The 18,624-nt window shown below is 43.9% G+C and carries 16 protein-coding genes; 8 read left to right on the top strand and 8 right to left on the bottom strand.

Annotated elements, in window-relative coordinates; all coding sequences use genetic code 11:
* Positions 1-38: 38 nt before the first annotated feature.
* The 3 genes from E5S67_RS19240 to E5S67_RS19230 all read right to left on the bottom strand — a co-directional run bounded on the left by E5S67_RS19240 (position 39) and on the right by E5S67_RS19230 (position 1,449).
* Positions 39-227 (bottom strand): DUF2949 domain-containing protein, encoded by a 189-nt coding sequence (locus E5S67_RS19240; protein ID WP_172189950.1) that lies wholly within the window; start codon positions 225-227, stop codon positions 39-41.
* Positions 228-457: 230 nt separating this feature from the next.
* Positions 458-841, bottom strand: coding sequence for a hypothetical protein (locus tag E5S67_RS19235; protein ID WP_246276867.1), 384 nt, complete (start codon positions 839-841; stop codon positions 458-460).
* Between the two features lie 461 nt (positions 842-1,302).
* Complete coding sequence (locus E5S67_RS19230) at positions 1,303-1,449, bottom strand: hypothetical protein (protein ID WP_172189948.1); 147 nt, start codon at positions 1,447-1,449, stop codon at positions 1,303-1,305.
* A 75-nt stretch (positions 1,450-1,524) separates the two neighbouring features.
* Here E5S67_RS19230 and E5S67_RS19225 point away from each other — a divergent pair, with 75 nt between their 5' ends.
* Complete coding sequence (locus tag E5S67_RS19225) at positions 1,525-4,413, top strand: PAS domain S-box protein (protein ID WP_172189946.1); 2,889 nt, start codon at positions 1,525-1,527, stop codon at positions 4,411-4,413.
* A gap of 123 nt (positions 4,414-4,536) precedes the next feature.
* Here E5S67_RS19225 and E5S67_RS19220 read toward each other — a convergent pair whose 3' ends face one another.
* Positions 4,537-5,127: a rhomboid family intramembrane serine protease gene (locus E5S67_RS19220; RefSeq protein WP_172189944.1), complete on the bottom strand. Its 591-nt coding sequence runs from the start codon at positions 5,125-5,127 to the stop codon at positions 4,537-4,539.
* 471 nt (positions 5,128-5,598) lie between these two features.
* Between E5S67_RS19220 and E5S67_RS19215 the strand changes: the two genes are divergently transcribed.
* The 5 genes from E5S67_RS19215 (at position 5,599) to E5S67_RS19195 (ending at position 8,538) form a co-directional block, all read left to right on the top strand.
* The gene (locus E5S67_RS19215) at positions 5,599-5,976 is read left to right on the top strand and encodes a Mo-dependent nitrogenase C-terminal domain-containing protein (RefSeq protein ID WP_172189942.1); all 378 of its coding nucleotides are present in this window, start codon (positions 5,599-5,601) and stop codon (positions 5,974-5,976) included.
* Between the two features lie 527 nt (positions 5,977-6,503).
* Positions 6,504-7,388 carry an SGNH/GDSL hydrolase family protein gene (locus tag E5S67_RS19210; protein ID WP_343045297.1) on the top strand — a complete coding sequence of 295 codons (885 nt, stop codon included), beginning with the start codon at positions 6,504-6,506 and terminating at the stop codon, positions 7,386-7,388.
* 210 nt (positions 7,389-7,598) lie between these two features.
* Positions 7,599-7,901, top strand: coding sequence for a hypothetical protein (locus E5S67_RS19205; RefSeq protein ID WP_172189938.1), 303 nt, complete (start codon positions 7,599-7,601; stop codon positions 7,899-7,901).
* Positions 7,898-8,158: a DUF433 domain-containing protein gene (locus E5S67_RS19200; RefSeq protein WP_172189936.1), complete on the top strand. Its 261-nt coding sequence runs from the start codon at positions 7,898-7,900 to the stop codon at positions 8,156-8,158. The genes E5S67_RS19205 and E5S67_RS19200 overlap by 4 nt, the downstream gene beginning before the upstream one ends.
* Positions 8,155-8,538 (top strand): DUF5615 family PIN-like protein, encoded by a 384-nt coding sequence (locus E5S67_RS19195; protein ID WP_172189934.1) that lies wholly within the window; start codon positions 8,155-8,157, stop codon positions 8,536-8,538. The genes E5S67_RS19200 and E5S67_RS19195 overlap by 4 nt, the downstream gene beginning before the upstream one ends.
* Before the next feature lie 79 nt (positions 8,539-8,617).
* Here the strand turns inward: E5S67_RS19195 and E5S67_RS19190 are convergent, their stop codons facing one another.
* Positions 8,618-9,418 carry a YwqG family protein gene (locus E5S67_RS19190; RefSeq protein WP_172189932.1) on the bottom strand — a complete coding sequence of 267 codons (801 nt, stop codon included), beginning with the start codon at positions 9,416-9,418 and terminating at the stop codon, positions 8,618-8,620.
* Positions 9,419-9,490: 72 nt separating this feature from the next.
* The gene (bchB, locus tag E5S67_RS19185; RefSeq protein WP_172189930.1) at positions 9,491-11,017 is read right to left on the bottom strand and encodes a ferredoxin:protochlorophyllide reductase (ATP-dependent) subunit B; all 1,527 of its coding nucleotides are present in this window, start codon (positions 11,015-11,017) and stop codon (positions 9,491-9,493) included.
* 431 nt (positions 11,018-11,448) lie between these two features.
* On the opposite strand from bchB, the gene E5S67_RS19180 reads away from it, so the two are divergent.
* Positions 11,449-11,889 carry a KTSC domain-containing protein gene (locus E5S67_RS19180; protein ID WP_172189928.1) on the top strand — a complete coding sequence of 147 codons (441 nt, stop codon included), beginning with the start codon at positions 11,449-11,451 and terminating at the stop codon, positions 11,887-11,889.
* Here the strand turns inward: E5S67_RS19180 and E5S67_RS32580 are convergent.
* The gene (locus E5S67_RS32580) at positions 11,886-12,089 is read right to left on the bottom strand and encodes a hypothetical protein (protein ID WP_216670581.1); all 204 of its coding nucleotides are present in this window, start codon (positions 12,087-12,089) and stop codon (positions 11,886-11,888) included. The genes E5S67_RS19180 and E5S67_RS32580 overlap by 4 nt on opposite strands.
* Positions 12,090-12,311: 222 nt before the next feature.
* On the opposite strand from E5S67_RS32580, the gene E5S67_RS19175 reads away from it, so the two are divergent.
* Entirely contained in the window at positions 12,312-17,822 is a 5,511-nt protein-coding gene (locus E5S67_RS19175) for an ATP-binding sensor histidine kinase (RefSeq protein WP_172189926.1), read from the top strand.
* A gap of 62 nt (positions 17,823-17,884) precedes the next feature.
* Here E5S67_RS19175 and E5S67_RS19170 read toward each other — a convergent pair whose 3' ends face one another.
* Positions 17,885-18,448: a Uma2 family endonuclease gene (locus E5S67_RS19170; protein WP_172189924.1), complete on the bottom strand. Its 564-nt coding sequence runs from the start codon at positions 18,446-18,448 to the stop codon at positions 17,885-17,887.
* Positions 18,449-18,624: the final 176 nt, after the last annotated feature.

The raw sequence follows: 18,624 nt of genomic DNA, 5'->3' as shown, positions 1-18,624 counted from the left end.
TCCGATATCCATATTTTTCAACTCAGGATTTTAAATTGCTAAATCGGCTGAGCTTCCAACCAATCAAAAATCAGATTTAACTGTTCAAGTGTAACTAACCCGTACTGCCACAGAACCATCGGCAGTTGGCTGGCATCTTGTTCACCGTGTCGGAGAGCAACGGCGATCGCAGAATTCGATATCGCCAACTCCCCCCGCAAATAATCGAGCAGTAGACCCTTTCCCATCACCTTCACCGCCAGTTTTATACGATATTGTAAAGATATGTAGCTAAGCCGGCTGAATCAGAAGTTTAATAGTCCTAATTTTCTGTTGAGAATCGGCGCTGTGGTGTGATGGAAACGGCACAAAACTTGTGATAAAACTCATAAAAAAAGGCGATCGCAGTCACAATAGTTCCGACCATCAAAAATTGGGTTCCGCGATCGCTTGCTTCAAATGAATTAATTTAAAATTGCTAAAGTCCTAGCTGAAGCTGAACTCCCGCTTCTGTGCCACTGTCGGTTTGTTTAGGAGGTAAAGGATTTCCTTGACGCTGGGCGTCCGAAGGAGTAGTGATAAATTCCAATGGGCCATCGATTTTGAGGCGAAATGTATCGCCCAAGCTGCTTTCCCTTCTAGCAGAATTAGCCGCCGTTTCTGGTTCACCAATCAAGTTTTGGTAGTCCGAGTCTACGGTTCTGTCCTCCACAGTCCTGAGGGAGTCGCCGGATAAAGTCGTTTCCGAATTTTGGGGCGCTGGTGGCAGTCTTTGTTGGGCAAGAACCGCCGGGGTCAAACCGATAAAAATTGAACTCAGTCCAAGAGCAGTGCCAAGAGTAGCAATAACTGCGTTCATCATCCATGCCTCCGCTAGTTGCATCCTACTATGCTTATTGTACTCAGCCGGAATTAAGTTGCACTCTATCAAAAGTAGCTGCTTGTGGAGATATCAATTAAAGTTCCGGCAAAACTTATAACTTTGGATAGCGTTATCGGAAACATACAACTGACGCAGCAAGCGGGTTGAAACGCCAAAATACGTCATTTCAGGAATGAGTCAACCAAAAACTCGGTTTGTTTGATTAGCGCACGTCGGGAGTAGAAAAATAGTTAGTGCTGGAGGCATGGACTGGTATCCACCAGTTTTTTTTTCATGAAAATAGTTCGTTGCAGCAGGCCGAAACGCTAAAAAAACCCCGTTTCAGATACCAGTTTAAAAAAGAATGCAAAAGCGGGCAAATTCTAAACCCTTACAGAATCAGTCTTTCCCAATTGTTTAATTCTTTCATCTCAAATCTATAATAGTATGAGCGTGTAGGGTTATCCCAGGATTAATAGTGCATTCATCTCGATCGCACCTGTTGTTAAAGGGGGCGATCGCGCTAAGATGGCGATGGCAGTCGTTAAAAATTCAATTACCAGCGACAAATTCCGAACTCTTAATAGCACTTTGCCTACTAAAACCATCTCAACTTCAAAATTTGCCCTCGTCAGGCTTTACTTTTCTGAAATGTTGTGGGTTCGTAATATTTCTGCTTCATCATGCCAATCAGATATTTGACCGACCAAATTTTAAAAATGTCAGGCAAAGTGCCAATTCGCATCGTCCTTGTTGTGCCTTTTGCCCTTCAGACTTTCGCTGCTGTAGGGTTGACGGGGTGGCTGTCGCTGCGGAACGGGCGCATAGCCGTCAACCATGTTGCCGCACAACTGCGGACAGAAGTCACATCACGTATCCAGCAACATATTAATAATTATATTGAAACGCCACACCAAATCAATCAGCTCAATCTCGATGCCATCCGTCTCGGCATGGTGAACGAGCAGGATAGTGATAGTTTGCAACGCTACTTCTACAAACAAATCAAAATTTTTGATAAAATTAGCTACATTCAATTCGCATCCGAAAAAAAAGATTTTATTGGAGTTGAACGCCTCGACGACGGCAAGTTGCAAGTTCAGATTTCTAATCAATCTACTGGCTATAATTTGCATAGCTACGTGCTGTCGGAGTTCGAGGAACCAACCAAGCTATTAAAAACTACTCTCAACTACGACCCCCGCGTCCGACCTTGGTACATAGCTCCGGTGCGCGCAGGCAAACCGACTTGGAGTAAAATTTATAATTATTTTGACGCTCCCAAACTAGCGATTACGGCTGCTCAACCAGTTTATGGCGAGGATGGGAAACTGATAGGAATTCTGGGTTCTGACTTGGCACTTTCCAAGCTCAATCAATTCTTGGAAACTCTAAAAATTGGCAAATCAGGACAGACTTTTATTGTAGAAAGGTCTGGGCAATTGGTGGCAAATTCTACTCTGGAACCGCCATTTATTGTTAGCAATGGTGTTGCGAAACGGATTGTGGCAGCCAGCAGCAAGAATGTTCTAATTCGATCGACCGCCCGCTATTTGACAGAACGCTTCGGGGATTTGCACAAAATTGACAGATCTCGCCAGTTAGATTTTACGATCGACGGTCAACGGCAATTTCTACAGGTGACGCCGCTTTTAGACAGCAGGGGCCTCGACTGGTTGATTGTGGTGGCGGTTCCGGAAGCCGATTTTATGGAAAGGATTAATGCCAACACTCGCTACACAGTGTTGCTGTGTTTCGGTGCTTTGGTGGTGGCAACGGCGATTGGCGCTCTGACTTCTAGGTGGATTGTTGTACCGATTCAGCGTCTGAGCAAGGCTGCGGAGGCTTTGTCGCGGGGAGAATGGGACGGGATGGCGGTAGATTTCCGCTTGATGGCGTCTGTAGAGCGGGAGGATGAGGTGGGTGTCCTGGCTCGCTCTTTTAATAGGATGGCCGCTCAATTGGAAGAGTCGTTTACTACTCTCGAAGATCGGGTAGAATCTGCGATCGCCGACAAAAATGAATTAATTCTTTCTTTGCAAAAATCGCAGCAAAAACTGGCTCTCCATCTTCACCAAACTCCTTTGGGGGCGATTGAATGGGATCTAAACTTTGAAGTAGCGGAATGGAATTTGTCAGCGGAAAGAATTTTTGGATACAACCGCTTGGAAGCAATGGGACGCCACGGAGTCGATCTAATAGTTCCTGAAAGTGCTAAGGAGTATGTCAGGCAACTATCTATCACTTTGCTAACTAATCAAGGAGGAATTAGTAGCATTAACGAGAACATGACAAAGGACGGCAAAATTATTCTTTGCGAGTGGTACAATACGACTTTGGTTGATGCTGACGGCAGCATTATCGGGGTGGCATCGCTGATTCAGGATGTGACTGAATTTCACAGTGCTGTGGGGCAGTTGCGGGCCAGCGAGGAGCGGTTTCGTCAGTTGGCAGAAAATATTCATGAGGTATTTTGGATTAGAGAACCAAATCAAAAGCAGCTAGTTTATGTGAGCCCTGCTTGCGAGAAAATATGGCATTTGAGCTGTCAGAGTTTGCACTCAGAACCGCAGGCTTTTTGGGATGTTATTCACCCGGAGGATCTCGATCGCGTCAAGGCTGCTTTTGAGAAACAGGTGCTGGGCGATTATGATGAGGAGTATCGGGTAGTGCGATCTGACGGTTCAGTTTGCTGGGTGCGCGATCGGGCTTTTCCAGTCCGCAGCCAAACCGGAGAAATTTACCGCATCGTCGGTATTGCTGAAGATATTACTCAGCGCAAATTAGCAGAAGAATTCCAAAAAGTAGCGCAAGTAGCTCAAGCCGCAAGCCAAGCCAAAAGCGCCTTTTTAGCGAATATGAGCCACGAATTGCGAACTCCCCTCAATGCGATTATTGGTTACAGCGATATGCTCAAAGAAGACGCCGAGGATTTAGGCTGCGAAGATTTTATCCCCGACTTGCACAAAATTCAAATGGCGGGCAAACACTTGCTGTCTTTAATTAGCGACATTCTAGATATTTCTAAAATTGAAGCAGGGCGGATGGAACTTTACTTAGAAACTTTCAACCCGGTTAATTTAATTGACGAGGTAGTTTCTACTGTCAAACCCTTGGTAGATAAAAATTATAATAAGTTTGAAGTTGATTGCGGTAGCGACTTGGGAGTGATGTATGCTGACATTACCAAAACTCGTCAAATATTGCTCAACCTGCTGAGCAATGCAGCTAAATTTACGGAACACGGCACTATTACCCTCTGCATTGAAAGAGTTAAACATGAAAGCTTAACAACTCAAGAAATAGCAGAACCTTCCGACTTAATAATTTTTCGCGTAGCAGATACGGGCATTGGGATTTCCTCCGAACAATTGCAGCATTTATTTCAAGCTTTTATGCAGGGCGACGCCTCAACTACGCGCAAGTACGGCGGCACGGGTTTGGGATTGACTATTAGCCGTCACTTTTGCGTGATGATGGGTGGCGATATGCACGTTCAAAGCGAGTTAGGTTCCGGTTCGGTTTTTACAGTGTGCTTGCCGGCGCGGGTTGAATTATTGGTTAGCAGTTAGTCTTGCTGTCCGGGATGCAATTCTTACAAAATAAACCAGCTTTCTTGACAAAAAACCTACCCTTTCAGATAAGTTCGGGGCAATAAACTACGGTCATGATACCGTGCACCATAAGTCCTAATCCTAGTTAATTTTCCGTTTCTGCCGCCCCAAAAATTGAGCGGTTAATACCCCGCCGACAAAGCCAAAGAAATGCGCTTGCCAGGAAACTCCCGGCTGCGAGGGCAAAACTCCCCAAATTAAACTGCCGTAGAAAAAACCCACAACTAAAGATACCAAAATAGAGGTAAAGCTGCGTTCAAAATAGCCACGCAGCAGCAAGAAGCCGAAATAACCAAAGATTAATCCGCTGGCACCAATGTGAACGGAATAGGGGGCGCCGGTCAGCCAAACTCCGAATCCGCTGACTAGCACCGTGACGGCACTCACGATAAAAAAGTCGCTAATTTCTCGCAGCATTATCAACCAACCAAATGTCACAAAAGGGAGGGTATTGGCTGCTAAGTGAGCAAAACTGCCGTGCAGAAAAGGCATAAACAGGATGCCTTGAAGTCCGTCGATGCTGCGGGGGCGGACTCCGTAGGCATTCAGCCTGCCTCGGAACACGAATACATCGACAATTTCGATAATCCAGAGGAGGGAGACGAAGCCGCCGAGAATGGCGGCGTGGCTTTGCAATTCGCGGGTGATAGCTTTGCTTTCTGGGTTACTCATGGGTTGTGAGGGCGGTGATACCGATTATTTCTCATTGTAGAAGTTTCTGAGCGATCGCGACCAAATATAGTTGGGGCAAGGTTTCAGGGTATTTTGCAGCAGAGCTTATTTAGAAATATGATAAGTTTTATTAAAAGTTCCGCATTTTCACGTATAGAATAATTCACCTCAATGCGTCACAATTGTAATTGAACTACAAAAGGAGAGTCAACCGAAGGTTGAAGCTAAAAAGTAGAAGACAGAAATTTTACCCTATCAATCAATTGTTGGGCTTGAAATGAGGACACTTTTTAGAGCGCACACCGTCTTTAAAAAAAAATCAGGAACTACTTTTCTCGCCCTAAGTCATTAATTTAAGAAGTTCAATCCGGTAAAGCAAAACGAGATGCTGTAGATACTGATTGTAGATAATATAGCACAAGCTCTACAAAGAGTTCTTGGCACCTCGTTATCAAAGAGGAACAGAGCAAAATGAACGTATTTGAGCATACAGTCTCCTACCGAACTCTACCAAATTGGGTAAGGTTTAGCAAACAAGAAACCGCAGTTAATGTCGCTACAAATTCTCAACCTTACGGTCAAAAGCCAGACTTTGACCCCTTGCATCCGCTAAAACAATGGCTTGATAACACTGCTATTAAAAGTCAAAAGTTGGCTCGGTTGCTGTGTAAATTTATTCCTAGCCAGTGTCCGTTTGAGCGAGAATTCAAAATTGGCGCTCGCACTTTATTATCCATTCCGCCGCTGTGCAAGTTAAATCCGCTTTACGAGCAAATCGTTGGGCTGCGCTTTCGTGCTTTGTGTTATTTGGCTGACGAGTGTGGCGAGGATGTGACTCCTTATTGTTAATTCTGCAAAAACTTAAATTTTTAACTGTCTTTTCACCCTCCCTTCTCCTTGTTGGGGAGGGTTTTTGTTTTGTGCGGGCTTTCAAGGATCTAAAGTGCGATCGATTTCTTGCTCGCCCAGTAAATCCGCTTTCAATCAATTCTTTTATTCCGTGATGGATAGTTATCTCAATGGTGGTTGTTTCCGAGAGTTTCGTGGTTCGCCTCTTGCCTAACTTTATTGGGTAATCTCCCAAAATATGTACGGTTTTGCCCCCTCCACAGCGCTATGAGCTAGATACCATTAGACAAGTGTCGAGGACATCACCAATCTATGTAGGTTGAGCAGTGGAGTGAGGCAAACCGCAATTAAAGTTCAGGTTTATTCCCCACATTTTTCCCAAAATTGATAGATTAGTAATTGAGGCAAATATTTAAGCTAATTCAAAAATATAACTAACACTAAAATTGAAATTTACGAACTCGGCAATTAGCGGTAAAAATTATCAAATATTTTAACGATATAACTAATACCAAGTGTTAAAAAAAGTGTTAAAAAAAACGTTGTTTGCAGTATTTATTGCGCTTTTATCTTTTATGGTTGCACTCATCCTATCAGCTCAAAGTTCTGAGGCTGTCAATGAACTATATGTATTTGGGGACAGTCTTTCCGATATGGGAATGGTGTTTCGAGCGAGCGGGGGTCAATATCCGCCTCGTTCGACTTACTTTCAAGGGCGTTACTCGAATGGTAAAGTTTGGGTAGAGTATCTTGCCGAGCGCCTAAAGTTGCCGCCTGAACGAGTCACTAATTTGGCCTATGGAGGTGCAACAACGGGAAGCGATCGCAATAGCCTTGTCCCTGGTTTGTTAGCGCAAGTTCAGTCATGGACTAACTCCCAAAAACAGGCAAATCCTCATGCACTGTATGTACTGTGGGCAGGTGCTAATGACTATTTGCAGGGGGCAAATAATGCTAATCTTCCCGTTGAAAATGTGGCGAGGGCGATCGCATCTCTTGCTGGTGTGGGTGCCAAAAATATCCTGGTGGCAAATTTACCAGATTTGGGGCAGTTACCGGCGACGCGAACAGGCGTTAATTCTGCAAGGCTCACTGCATTAACACAAGCACACAATCAGGGTTTGAGGCGAGCTGTTAAGGTATTAAATCAACAGCATTCAGACTTGAAAATCGCGACTCTGGATGCTAATGCACTTTATCGGGAAGCGATCGCTTCTCCGGCTAAATATGGCTTGACTAATGTGACGAGTGCGTGTTTATCGGGTGGAGGTGTTTGTGGTAGTCCCGATCGATTTTTGTTTTGGGACGGCATTCATCCGACGACGGCCGCACACAAAATTTTGGGGGAAGCAGCGTCCGCGATTGTGCAGGAAAGCGGGATGATTAAATCTGAATTAGGGACGTTTCGGTAAACCATTTTAAGGCCCGACGGGGGCCACAAGATCGGGATACTCCCTTTTCGTAGAGGTTGACATAATTTTTTGCATGAGAGCTATATTGGCTCATCTGATAGTGTAGAAATTTTCCTCGTGGGCGATCGCACGCTTGTTGGAAAAGGGATCTCGCTCCTGCTTGGTGTTAAACTGAATCTAGCGGTTGTCTTAAGCAAGGAAAAAATAGCCGTGATACCTCTGCAAGAACAAATTGTTGACAAACTGAAAAATTTCTCTGAAATCGAACTGCAAGAAATCCTCAACTTGGCTGACTTCCTGTTATGGCAGCGGAGAAAGCAGGAAGTAGCTTCGGCGCCAGATGAAACTGGCAACAGCAAACCAGCAAATATGGATGAAGAGTGCGAGGTTCATTATGTTGGTGGAGTCTTAGTCGTCAAAGCATCATTAATAAAAAATCAAGAACTGATTAATTGGGATACAATTATTCCCGATATGCGCGAAGATGGAAAATATCTAATTGAAAAGACATGACTCAAAATAATTTACTGTCTCGCATCTCAATCGACTCGAATATCTGCTTTGGCAAACCGTGTATTCGCGGTCATCGCATCTGGGTTTCTCTAATTCTTGACTTTCTAGCTAGCGGCATGACTTTGGAAGAATTGCTTGAGGAATATCCGGGAATTGAACGAGAAGACGTTTTGGCTTGTATTGCTTATGGGGCTGAGTTGGCAAGAGATTATTATGTCGAAATTCCTCTGGGTGAAAAAAACGTAGTTTTAAAGTGAAGTTAAAACTTGATGAAAATTTGGGCAGCATCCGCGTTGTTTCGATGTTACGTTTGGCTGGCCATGATGTTGCGACTGTACGGGAACAAAATTTGAGTTCTACACCGGATGAATTATTAATTGATATATGTCGGAGGGAAGATAGATGTTTGGTGACTTTGGATAGGGGGTTTGGCAATCGCCTCCGCTACAATTCTTCTGATTATTCTGGAATAGTGTTACTGCGTCTGCCTTCTCAAGCGAAACCGCAAGATTTGCCAGCGGCAGTAGAAATATTAATTCGCGGATTGGATGCTGCAGAAGTTGCGGGTAAATTGTGGATTATCCGAGGGGAACAGCTTTTGGAGTATCCAGCAATATCGTCAGATGAATCTGACTAAAAATTTACCAGATACCGTAGGGTGCGTCGCGATCGACAATTTCCGAAATAGCGATCGACATAGCCTTTTTTACCCTCCATCAACAATCCCACTCGTAGATAACATCGCTAAAATCCAATTTTTTTAATGCTGATTCTTTGACAAAAAAGTTACCTACGCCACCAAAGCCCCACAGAATATCTATTACATCATTTCCACCGGAATTCATTTGAAATAAAAGAATATACGGATCGCTTTCGCAATGTGGTCTAGCATCGTGTGACTGAAAAGAATCATGATAGCCACCAATTTTATGACCGCCAGGGACGCATAGATCCATATAATCATCCCAAACTTCCTCGTCTTCTCTCAATAATTGATAAAAATCTTCTCCTAAAATTTTTGTAAGCCCCTCATCGCAATCACTAATTGGCGCATACTTTTTAGTAAACTGCAAACTACAACATCCCCAAATAGGAAAACACTCAATATTTGCTGGTAAAAAATTATAATTAGTGATGATATTTTCCATATTGAAATCAGGTTGAGGAAAATACAAAACCTGAAAAATATCTTCACCAGAGTCGAAAGATAAGCCATACAGATATAATTTATCATCTGGAAGATAAAACTGCAAGATTCCTCGATCGGGAAAACCTTCAAGAGGCGGTACTTCAGAAAAGTTGATTTGGGCCAGCAAAAAAAACCAATTGCCATCAGGAGTTTTAGGATACTCGAATCCTTTAGGTAAATAGGGCAATCCGCCAAATTTACTTTGCCACCAGTTCGCGGGTTCGTGGTTTTCAATTGTAATTTCAATATAGGGTTTGATAGTTGCTTCGATTCGATCGCGATACTTTTCTAGTTTGGGAGATAGCGGCACATCAAGTTTGTAGTTCATAAACCTATCGCAACTTATTTTAAATCCAAAACAAAACTTTGCAAGGCGGGCATTTGCCCGCCCAACAAATCATTAAGCGCCGACAGATTCCTTGGCCGCGTACAGCACCTCAACGGTAATCTTATCAATCCCCCGATCGCGCGCAAACTTCTCAGTATTCCGCTTCACCTTACCCCGCACAAAGCCGGGGATTTTATTCAATTCTGCCTGTCCATCCTTCGTCCAACCCATATCAGAATCAGCCGAAATACCCTTCGTAATCACTTCCTTGGTATCGTGGCCGCCGAAGATTTCCAGCAAGTGGTCTTCCATTCCCAAAGTGAAGGAATTGTACACCAAATCTACGCACTGATTCGTCCCTTCATAACCCAAAAATGGCTTGTAGCCGATCGGGAAATTTTGGACGTGAATCGGTGCAGCAATTACGCCGCAGGGAATATCCAACCGCTTACCTACGTGGCGTTCCATTTGCGTACCGAAAATCGCCGAAGGTTCCGCTTTGGCGATCGCATCTCCAATCGCCCCGTGATCGTCGGTGACGAGCACTTCATCGCAATACTCGCTTACCTGTTCCCGGAACCAATCAGCATCGTGTTTGCAGTAGGTTCCAGCCCACACAACGTGGATTCCCATCTCGCGAGCCAAAATCTTCGTCATCGCCGCAGCGTGGGTATTATCGCCAAATACTACGGCTTTTTTGCCCGTTAAGTTTTGGCAGTCGATCGATCGCGAAAACCAAGCAGCCTGAGACACAAACCGCGTTTGTTGGTCGATAAAATTTTCGTAATCAACATCCGCACCTTGAGCATTCAAAACTTGCTGAATCTTGCGGATACAGCGCGCAGTTTCCACCACACCCATCGGCGTAATATCCACCATCGGCGTGCCGAATTCTTTTTGCAAATACTCCCCGGCCATCATCCCCAATTCCCGATAAGGAACCAAGTTAAACCAAGCGCGCGGCAGTCTTTTCAAGTTATGAACCGAAGCACCTTCGGGAATAACTTCGTTGACTTCAATGCCTAAATCTGCCATCAAACGCTTCAACTCGGTGCAGTCGTGCTGGTTGTGGAAACCCAGCGTAGACATACCGATAATGTTGACAGATGGTTTTTCGCTTTTGGCTTCTACTAAATCGCCTTTTTTGCGGGCTTTGTTAATGTAAAATTGGACGATTTGATCCAAAGTGCGATCGGCAGCTTGCAGTTCGTTGACGCGGTAATGGTTAACATCGGCTAGCAATACATCGCCTTTGGCATCCAATTGAGCTCGCTCCACGAAGTTTTCCAAGTCTTCTTGCAGAATGCTGGAGGTGCAAGTCGGGGTGAGCACGATTAAATCTGGGTGTTCTTCTCTGTCTTTGCGGGTGATGTTGTCCACCACCCGTTCCTGCGATCCCCGCGCCAGTACGTGTCTGTCAACGACGCTGGTAGTTACCGGGGTAAAGTCCCGTTCCCTCTCCAGCATGGAACGCATGACGTTGAAGTAGTCGTCTCCAATCGGTGCGTGCATGATCGCATGGACGTTGTTGAAGGAACTGGCCACGCGCAAAGTGCCGATGTGGGCTGGGCCTGCGTACATCCAATAAGCCAATTTCATAGGTATTTTTCCTGGTGCTGGTTGAGAATTGCCCGATCGGGCGATTACTGCTAAATTTTAAGGTTGTTTCTGATTTTCTCACCGGATGAATTCTTTAGAAATAGTAACTTTCTGAGGATTTACAGATTTGAGAAATGCTCAAACGCTTTTGCTGCTTGGGATTTAACTTGCAATTCCCAGAACTTTACCTTTGTTTTATGGCAATAATTCTTAATTTATTGTCAAGTTTCGTTAATAAATCGGCAAATTTTATCAACCTAGGATACCCCTGGCGCAACTTACAGCTAGATTGCTGCCTGAATTTTCGCAAAAATATATATTGACTTTTTAGCCAACTTAGAATAAAGTATTAATTAATCGACTATTTTCCCGGCATCAAAAGTTGCAAAGCGGGGGAGATATTGACGTAAAATCAATCCTTGACAAATCCCATGAAACTATCCAAAATAGACTTGAGCAACGTATTAGCAGTTGGTCACTCTAACGGCAAGCTAGGACTGTTAATCGAGCGGGGGGAAGAAGTCGAATTTATCGAAATAGTCGCTCCCGAAGCTGCAAAGGAAGGGCTGCAAATGGTTGATTTCATCGCGAATACAGATTCAACAGAACTCAGTGCTGGTATAGAATTAAAAGAAATTGCTTCAAGCCCAGAACCAATTGCGATGATGTCGGTAGATTCCGAAATGGCTAGATCGATCGGATACGACGAAGAGGAGCAAGTTTTGCAAATAGAATTTAGCAGCGGGTCAGTCTATCAATACAGCGATGTGGAACCCCAAATGTGGGAATCTCTACAAGATGCTGATTCTACAGGCAAATTTTTTAACTCCGAGATTAAAGGTTATTATTCGAGCCGGCGCGTTGATGACTAGCGTGTAGTTAGGAGTTGCACCTTTGGGCGGTTTGATTGAGGTGTGAGGCCTTCATTCAAGCAATCTCCTAAAAGCTGAGATTGTTTTTTTTTGTCAGGCGTGCGATCGAGTCTCACAGTAAATCCTTGCACCAATCCTATATTTGTGCTTTTATTTACGTAACTGCTGAGGTGACGAAACCCCGAAGGCGATTTTGTCACCTCAGCAGTTCTGTGCTGTCAAGGCGTGTCTTCCCACACATCCCAAAAGATATCTCTTGAGCGATAATGAAGAATAACATAGGATTTACGAAAAGAAACCCGGCTTATACGAGAAAATCTTGGGTTCGTCAACGACTAGCAACGAAGAAACAGGGTTTCTAGCCCGCCGCGCGTAAGTCCTGTAACATTGACCAAGCACACCTAATTTGAGAGAACCCAACTATGATGGCAATTCCCGGCGTTGCAGTTCTCGCTCTCATTTATGAAAGCAGCACTTCCCTGGTTTACCGCGGCCACAACGAGCAGGACAACCAACCTGTTATTATCAAACTTATCAAAGAAGACTATCCGACTCCTGAAGAACTGAATAGATACAAGCGCGAATATGAGATTACTGCCAACTTAAACCTGCTGGACGGAGTTGTTAAAGTTTACAAGTTGCAGCAGGTTAGAAATAGTCTGGCAATGATCTTAGAAGATTTTGGGGGCGAATCTTTAAAAATCTTTATGGCTTCCCAAAAATTCACAATTTTAGGATTTCTGACTACTGCCATCAAAGTTGCTGAAACTTTGGGAGAAATTCATGGTAAGAATGTAATTCATAAAGATATCAACCCCTCTAATATAGTTTTTAATCCAGCTACAGGACAAGTTAAACTCATAGATTTCAGCATCTCAACTGCATCAAACCTGGAACACGTTCCGAATAAAAATCCTAATTTTTTAGAAGGCACTTTAGCCTATATGTCGCCGGAACAAACCGGCAGAATGAACCGGGTAATCGATTACCGCACCGACTTTTATTCCCTCGGCGTCACCTTCTATGAAATCCTGGCAGGACAGCTCCCTTTTCCCACTACAGATCCCATGGAGTTAGTTCACTGTCACATAGCCAAACAACCAGTACCTCTCGCTGAAATTGCCCCAGAAATTCCTAAAGCTGTTTCAGATATTGTGATGAAATTGTTAGCAAAAACCGCTGAGGAGCGATATCAAAGTGCTTGGGGACTAAAAGCCGATTTGGAATCCTGCCTGTTTCAGTGGCAAACATCTGGGGTTGTTTCCGAGTTTCCTCTCGGCAGCCAAGATATTTCCGACAAATTTCAAATACCTCAAAAACTTTACGGCAGACAGCGAGAAGTTGAAACTCTTTTAGCGGCATTTGAACGGGTAGCAGCAACAAATAATCGAACCCGCACCGAACAATCCCAAATTTCTGTCATCAAGAAAGAGAGCAAATCCAGGAAAGAAGTTCCCCTGTCAGTCTTATCGAGAGGACAGCATAAATCTCGCAGCGAGATGATGCTGATTGCTGGTTATTCCGGCATTGGCAAATCTGCAATGGTGAAGATTTTAGACAAACCTATTACCCGCAGGCGTGGCTATTTTATTGGGGGAAAGTTTGACCAGTACAAGCGAACTATTCCTTACTCTGCTGTTGTCAGCGCTTTTTCGGAATTGGTGCGACAACTCTTAACTGAAAGCGAGGCTCAATTAGCAGTTTGGCGCGAAAAACTCCGCAGTTCCTTCGGTCAAAATGGGCAAATTATTATTGATGTCCTTCCGGAAATTGAACTAATTGTCGGAGCTCAGTCTCCTGTAGCTGAATTGGGGCCGACGGAATCTCTGAACCGCTTTAATTTAGTCTTTCAAAATTTCATTCGCGTATTTTGCCAGCCAGAACATCCGCTGGTAATTTTTCTCGACGATTTGCAGTGGGCTGATTCTGCTACTCTCAAGCTGATCGAATTGATGATGACAGATGAAGCTACGCAATATCTGTTTTTAATTGGCGCTTATCGGGATAATGAAGTTAGTCCTACTCATCCTTTAATGATGACTGTGGAGACGCTGCGAAATCAGGAAGCTATCATTAATCAGATTGCTTTGTCGCCGCTGGGGGTGGAAAACATAACTCATTTGATTGCCGAGACTTTGCACAGCGATCGAGAATCTGTGAAACCTTTAGCTGAATTGGTAATCAGCAAAACCGACGGCAATCCTTTTTTTGTCAATCAATTCCTGCAAACATTGTATCAGGAAAACTTGCTAGTTTTTCACCCGCCACAGTCGGGGATCAAGGGCGGCTGGCATTGGGATATGAGTCAAATTGAGCAGTGTGCTATCACTGACAATGTAGTAGATTTGATGGTACAAAAATTGAGAAAGCTGCCAAGTTCAACGCAGCAAGTTTTGCGTTTAGTGGCTTGTTTGGGCAACGAGTTTGACTTAAATACTCTTTCTTTAATTCATGAAAAAGAAGCCTCTGAAACTTTTTCTCACCTGTTGCCGGCGATTAAGTCGGGACTGATCCTGCCCACTTCGGAATTGGAAAGCAAGTCATTAGATTACGTGCTGTTTCCGCTTTTAATTCTGAATTATAAATTTTTGCACGATCGGGTACAGCAAGCAGCTTACGCTCTGATCGACGACTCGCAAAAAAAGGCAGTTCACCTGAAAATAGGCAGGCAAATCCTAGAAAACACTCCTGCTGAATATCGTGCTGACAGAATCTTTGAATTAGTCGATCACTTGAATGTAGCTCGATCGCTAATTAAAGACGATCGAGAATTAATTGAACTGGCAACGCTGAATTTAGACGCGGCCCGCAGAGCCAAAGATGCCACTGCTTATGTTGCTGCCTTGCAGTATTTGACCGCAGGCATGGACGGTTTGAGCGCCGATATTTGGGATGCCCACTACGATTTAGCCTTTGCCTTGCACATGGAGCGGGCAAATGTTGAGTATTTAAACGGTTTTTTTGAGAAGTCTGAAGAATTTATTAATATAACTTTGGAAAAAGCGCGATCTGCCTTAGAAAAGGTAGAAATTTACAACCTGCTGATCGTGCAGTACACCCTGCGGGCGAAGTACGAAGAAGCCGTTAAAGCCGGAATCCAAGCTTTGGACTTGCTCGGAATTGACTTGCCGCTAGACGGGCTACAAAAAGTCATATCCGAAGAATTTGCAGCAGCCACGAATATTTTAGCTGGTAGAGAAATAGCTTCCCTGATTGACGCCCCGGAAATGACTGTACCAGACAAAAAAGTTGCAGTCAAATTAATTACAAACTTGCTCACATCGGCGTACCTCAAAAATCCCGACTTGTGGAAAGTCAGCGTTTTAAAAGGAGTCAATCTTTCTCTACAATACGGTTTAGTACCCGAAGCCTCTCTTTGCTATGCTGGCTACGGTATGTTCTTAAACGCAGTTTCGGGAGATTACAAAGCTGCGTATCAATTCGGCTTGCTCTCGCTGAATCTCAGCGAAAAATCTGGCAATATCGGCTTGAAGTGCAGAGCTTGTTCATCCCTAGTCAGTATTTTTTATTACTGGTTCAACCACATCAAAGATTCCCACGCGATCAGCAATGAAGGATATCAAGCAGCTTTAGAATCAGGAGATTTAGAGTATGCGGGTTATATCCTGTCCAACCGCATAGCTAACTCATTTTTTCAAGGTAAAGAAATATCGCAAATTCTGGCCGACACAAGCAGATATTTGCAGTTCAGCCAAAAAACCAAAAATCAGCTCGTAACCGATATATTATTAGGGGTAGAGTTAATCCTGCGCAACTTGAGCAAACTAACTTCTGAAAAGTTTGTATTTGAAAGCGAAGATATCAGCGAAGCTGAATACGTCAACAACTGTAAAGCTCATCAAAATTTGTACTCGCTCTGCCTTTATCAGATTCGGAAATGTCAGGTAATGTACTGGTACGGCAACTTCAACGAAGCGCTACAACTAGCTTTGGAAGTAGAAAAACAGCTATCTTTTATTACCGGAGCCATACCAGCTACAGAATGGAATTTTTTCTTTTCTCTAGTTTTAGCCGCCGTTTTTCCAAATGTTTCCGAAGACAAGCAAAAGCAATACTTGGAAAAGTTAGAAGCCAACCAAAAACAGATGAAAATTTGGGCAGACAACTGTGCCGAAAATTTTCTGCACAAATACCTTTTAGTACAAGCAGAAATAGCAAGAATTTCTAAGAAAGATTCAGAAGCTGTAGAGCTGTACGATTTCTCTATAAGTTTAGCCCAAGACAATGAATTTGTCCAAAATGAAGCGCTGGCTAATGAACTAGCAGCTAAGTTTTGGTTGAGTAAAGGCAAGTATCAATATGCCAAAATCCACTTGCGCGAAGCTCACTCGTGCTACTTGCGCTGGGGTGCAGTCCGCAAAGTAGAAGATTTAGAACAGAAGTATCCGCAGTTGCGGGAAATGACGCCGCTCAACGGAAGTTTTAACAACAATCAAACTACAACAACTATTCATACTTCTACTGGCAGCGATGCGAGAGTGCTGGATTTAGCAACGGTAATGAAAGCATCTCTGGCAATTTCTAGCGAAATTGTCCTCGATAAGTTGCTGGCTTCTTTGATGAGAATATCTTTAGAGAATGCGGGTGCTCAATTAGGTTTTCTGATCTTAGTAAGAGATGGTCAACTGTTGATTTCAGCTAAAGCGTCAGTATTTTCTGAAGATGTAGCCGTGCTGCAATTTACGCCTGTTGGAGACTATCAGGATTTACCTGTGACGGTGATTAATTATGTGGAAAGGACTCGCTCGGATTTGGTGTTGAGCAATGCGGCGGCTGAGGGACTATTTACAGCAGATCCTTACGTCGCCAAACACCACCTCCAATCTATTTTGTGTACTCCTATTATCAATCAAGGCAAACTGATCGGCATTCTTTATTTAGAAAACAATTTAACTGTCGGGGCATTTACTCCCCACAGATTGGAAGTTTTAAGGTTGCTTTCTTCGCAAGTTGCTATTTCTTTAGAAAATGCTCTGCTTTACAATTCGGTGGAACAGAAAGTGCAAGAGCGGACGCAGGAGTTAAATGAAAAAAACGAGCGTTTAGAACAAACTTTGCGCGAGCTGAAACTAACTCAAGCTCAATTAATCCAAACGGAAAAAATGTCGAGTTTGGGGCAAATGGTGGCTGGTGTAGCTCACGAAATTAATAATCCTGTAAGTTTCATCTACGGCAATCTCAATCCTGCTAGCGAATACGTTAAAGACTTGCTAAAATTGATTGAGCTTTACCAGCAGCACTATCCCGAACCGGCTGATGAAATCCTAGAGGAAATAGAAACAATTGAGCTGGAATTTTTGAGCGAAGATTTGCAAAAGCTGCTGGATTCTATGAAAGTAGGAGCGGAAAGAATCCGGGATATTGTGCTGAGCTTGCGGAATTTCTCGCGCCTCGATGAAGCGCAAATGAAGTCGGTAGATATCCATCAAGGCATCGACAGTACGGTGATGTTGCTGCAACCGCGCCTGAGAAAAGAGGGCGGGCGTTTGGGAATTGAGGTGATTAAAAATTACAGCACGCTACCACTAATTACTTGTTATGCGTCTCAGTTGAATCAGGTATTTATGAATATTTTGACAAATGCGATCGATGCTCTCCTCATAGCAAGAGATTGCCCGGAAAACTCTCAGAACCAGCCTGCTATTACAATTTCAACAGAGGTGACAGACCGGAATTCTGCTAGAATTAGAATTGCTGACAACGGCCCTGGGATGAGCACTGAGGTGCTGCATAAGATATTCGATCCGTTTTTTACAACTAAGCCAGTGGGTTCGGGAACTGGTTTGGGGTTGTCTATTTCGCACTCGATTGTGGTTAGTTCTCACGGCGGAAAGTTGACTTGCGTGTCTGCAGCGAGAGAGGGGAGCGAGTTTATTATTGAAATTCCGATCGCCCCCAGGCAAGTTTTGTAAGGAAATAAAGAAAAATGGCGAATGGAATTGGCTTCTTGTCAAACGAATTCCGCCTTCGCTGACTAAGAAAAGTTTACTTGGCGGTATAAATCGGCGATCGCAATTTCCACACCAACCGATTCAAGTAGCAAAGAATCGCCCAAACCATACTCCGACAGCACCCATTGCCCCTGTTGATTGCGCCGGAACATCTCTACTCCCACCTGTTCAACTTGCACCAAAACATACTCTTGTAAGCTTAAAAATTGGCGGTATTTAGCAAATTTGGTGCCGCGATCCACTGCTTCGGTGGAAGGTGATAAAACTTCGACAATCAAGCAAGGAAATTGCACCAATTGCGGATCGTTATCGCGATCGTCGCAAGTTACCATAACATCAGGATAAAAATACTTTTGCCCTCGTTCTACTTGGACTTTGATATCTCCGATGTAAGGTTCGCAAGGGCGATCGACAAGGGCATCATCTAGGATTCTGAAGAAATTTCCTGCAATCCGATTATGATTGCGGGTTGTGCCGGTCATGGCGACGACTTCGCCGTCCCAATACTCGTAACGTTCCTCTTGGGTGGATTCCCAAGCTAGGTATTCTTCTGCGCTCATCGATAGGCGATCGGGTAAAGCAACCATAATGCGATCGGGAATGAAGTCTGTTTTTATAATACCTCGAAGATGGCGATCGCTCTTTAATTAAACCGAGTTTTGGTAAGATGTAATAGACATCTCCGAAAACAATCAAAGCCTCTGTGTAGTTAAGCTCCTTGACGTAAATGTAATCATCCTAAATTAGCTAGTGTGCACGATAA

Origin of the sequence: Microcoleus asticus IPMA8, assembly GCF_013179805.1 — a bacterium.
GTDB lineage: Bacteria > Cyanobacteriota > Cyanobacteriia > Cyanobacteriales > Microcoleaceae > Microcoleus > Microcoleus asticus.
The sequence above is the reverse complement of the archived record's forward strand: the minus strand, read 5'-3'. Positions and strand labels throughout refer to the sequence as shown.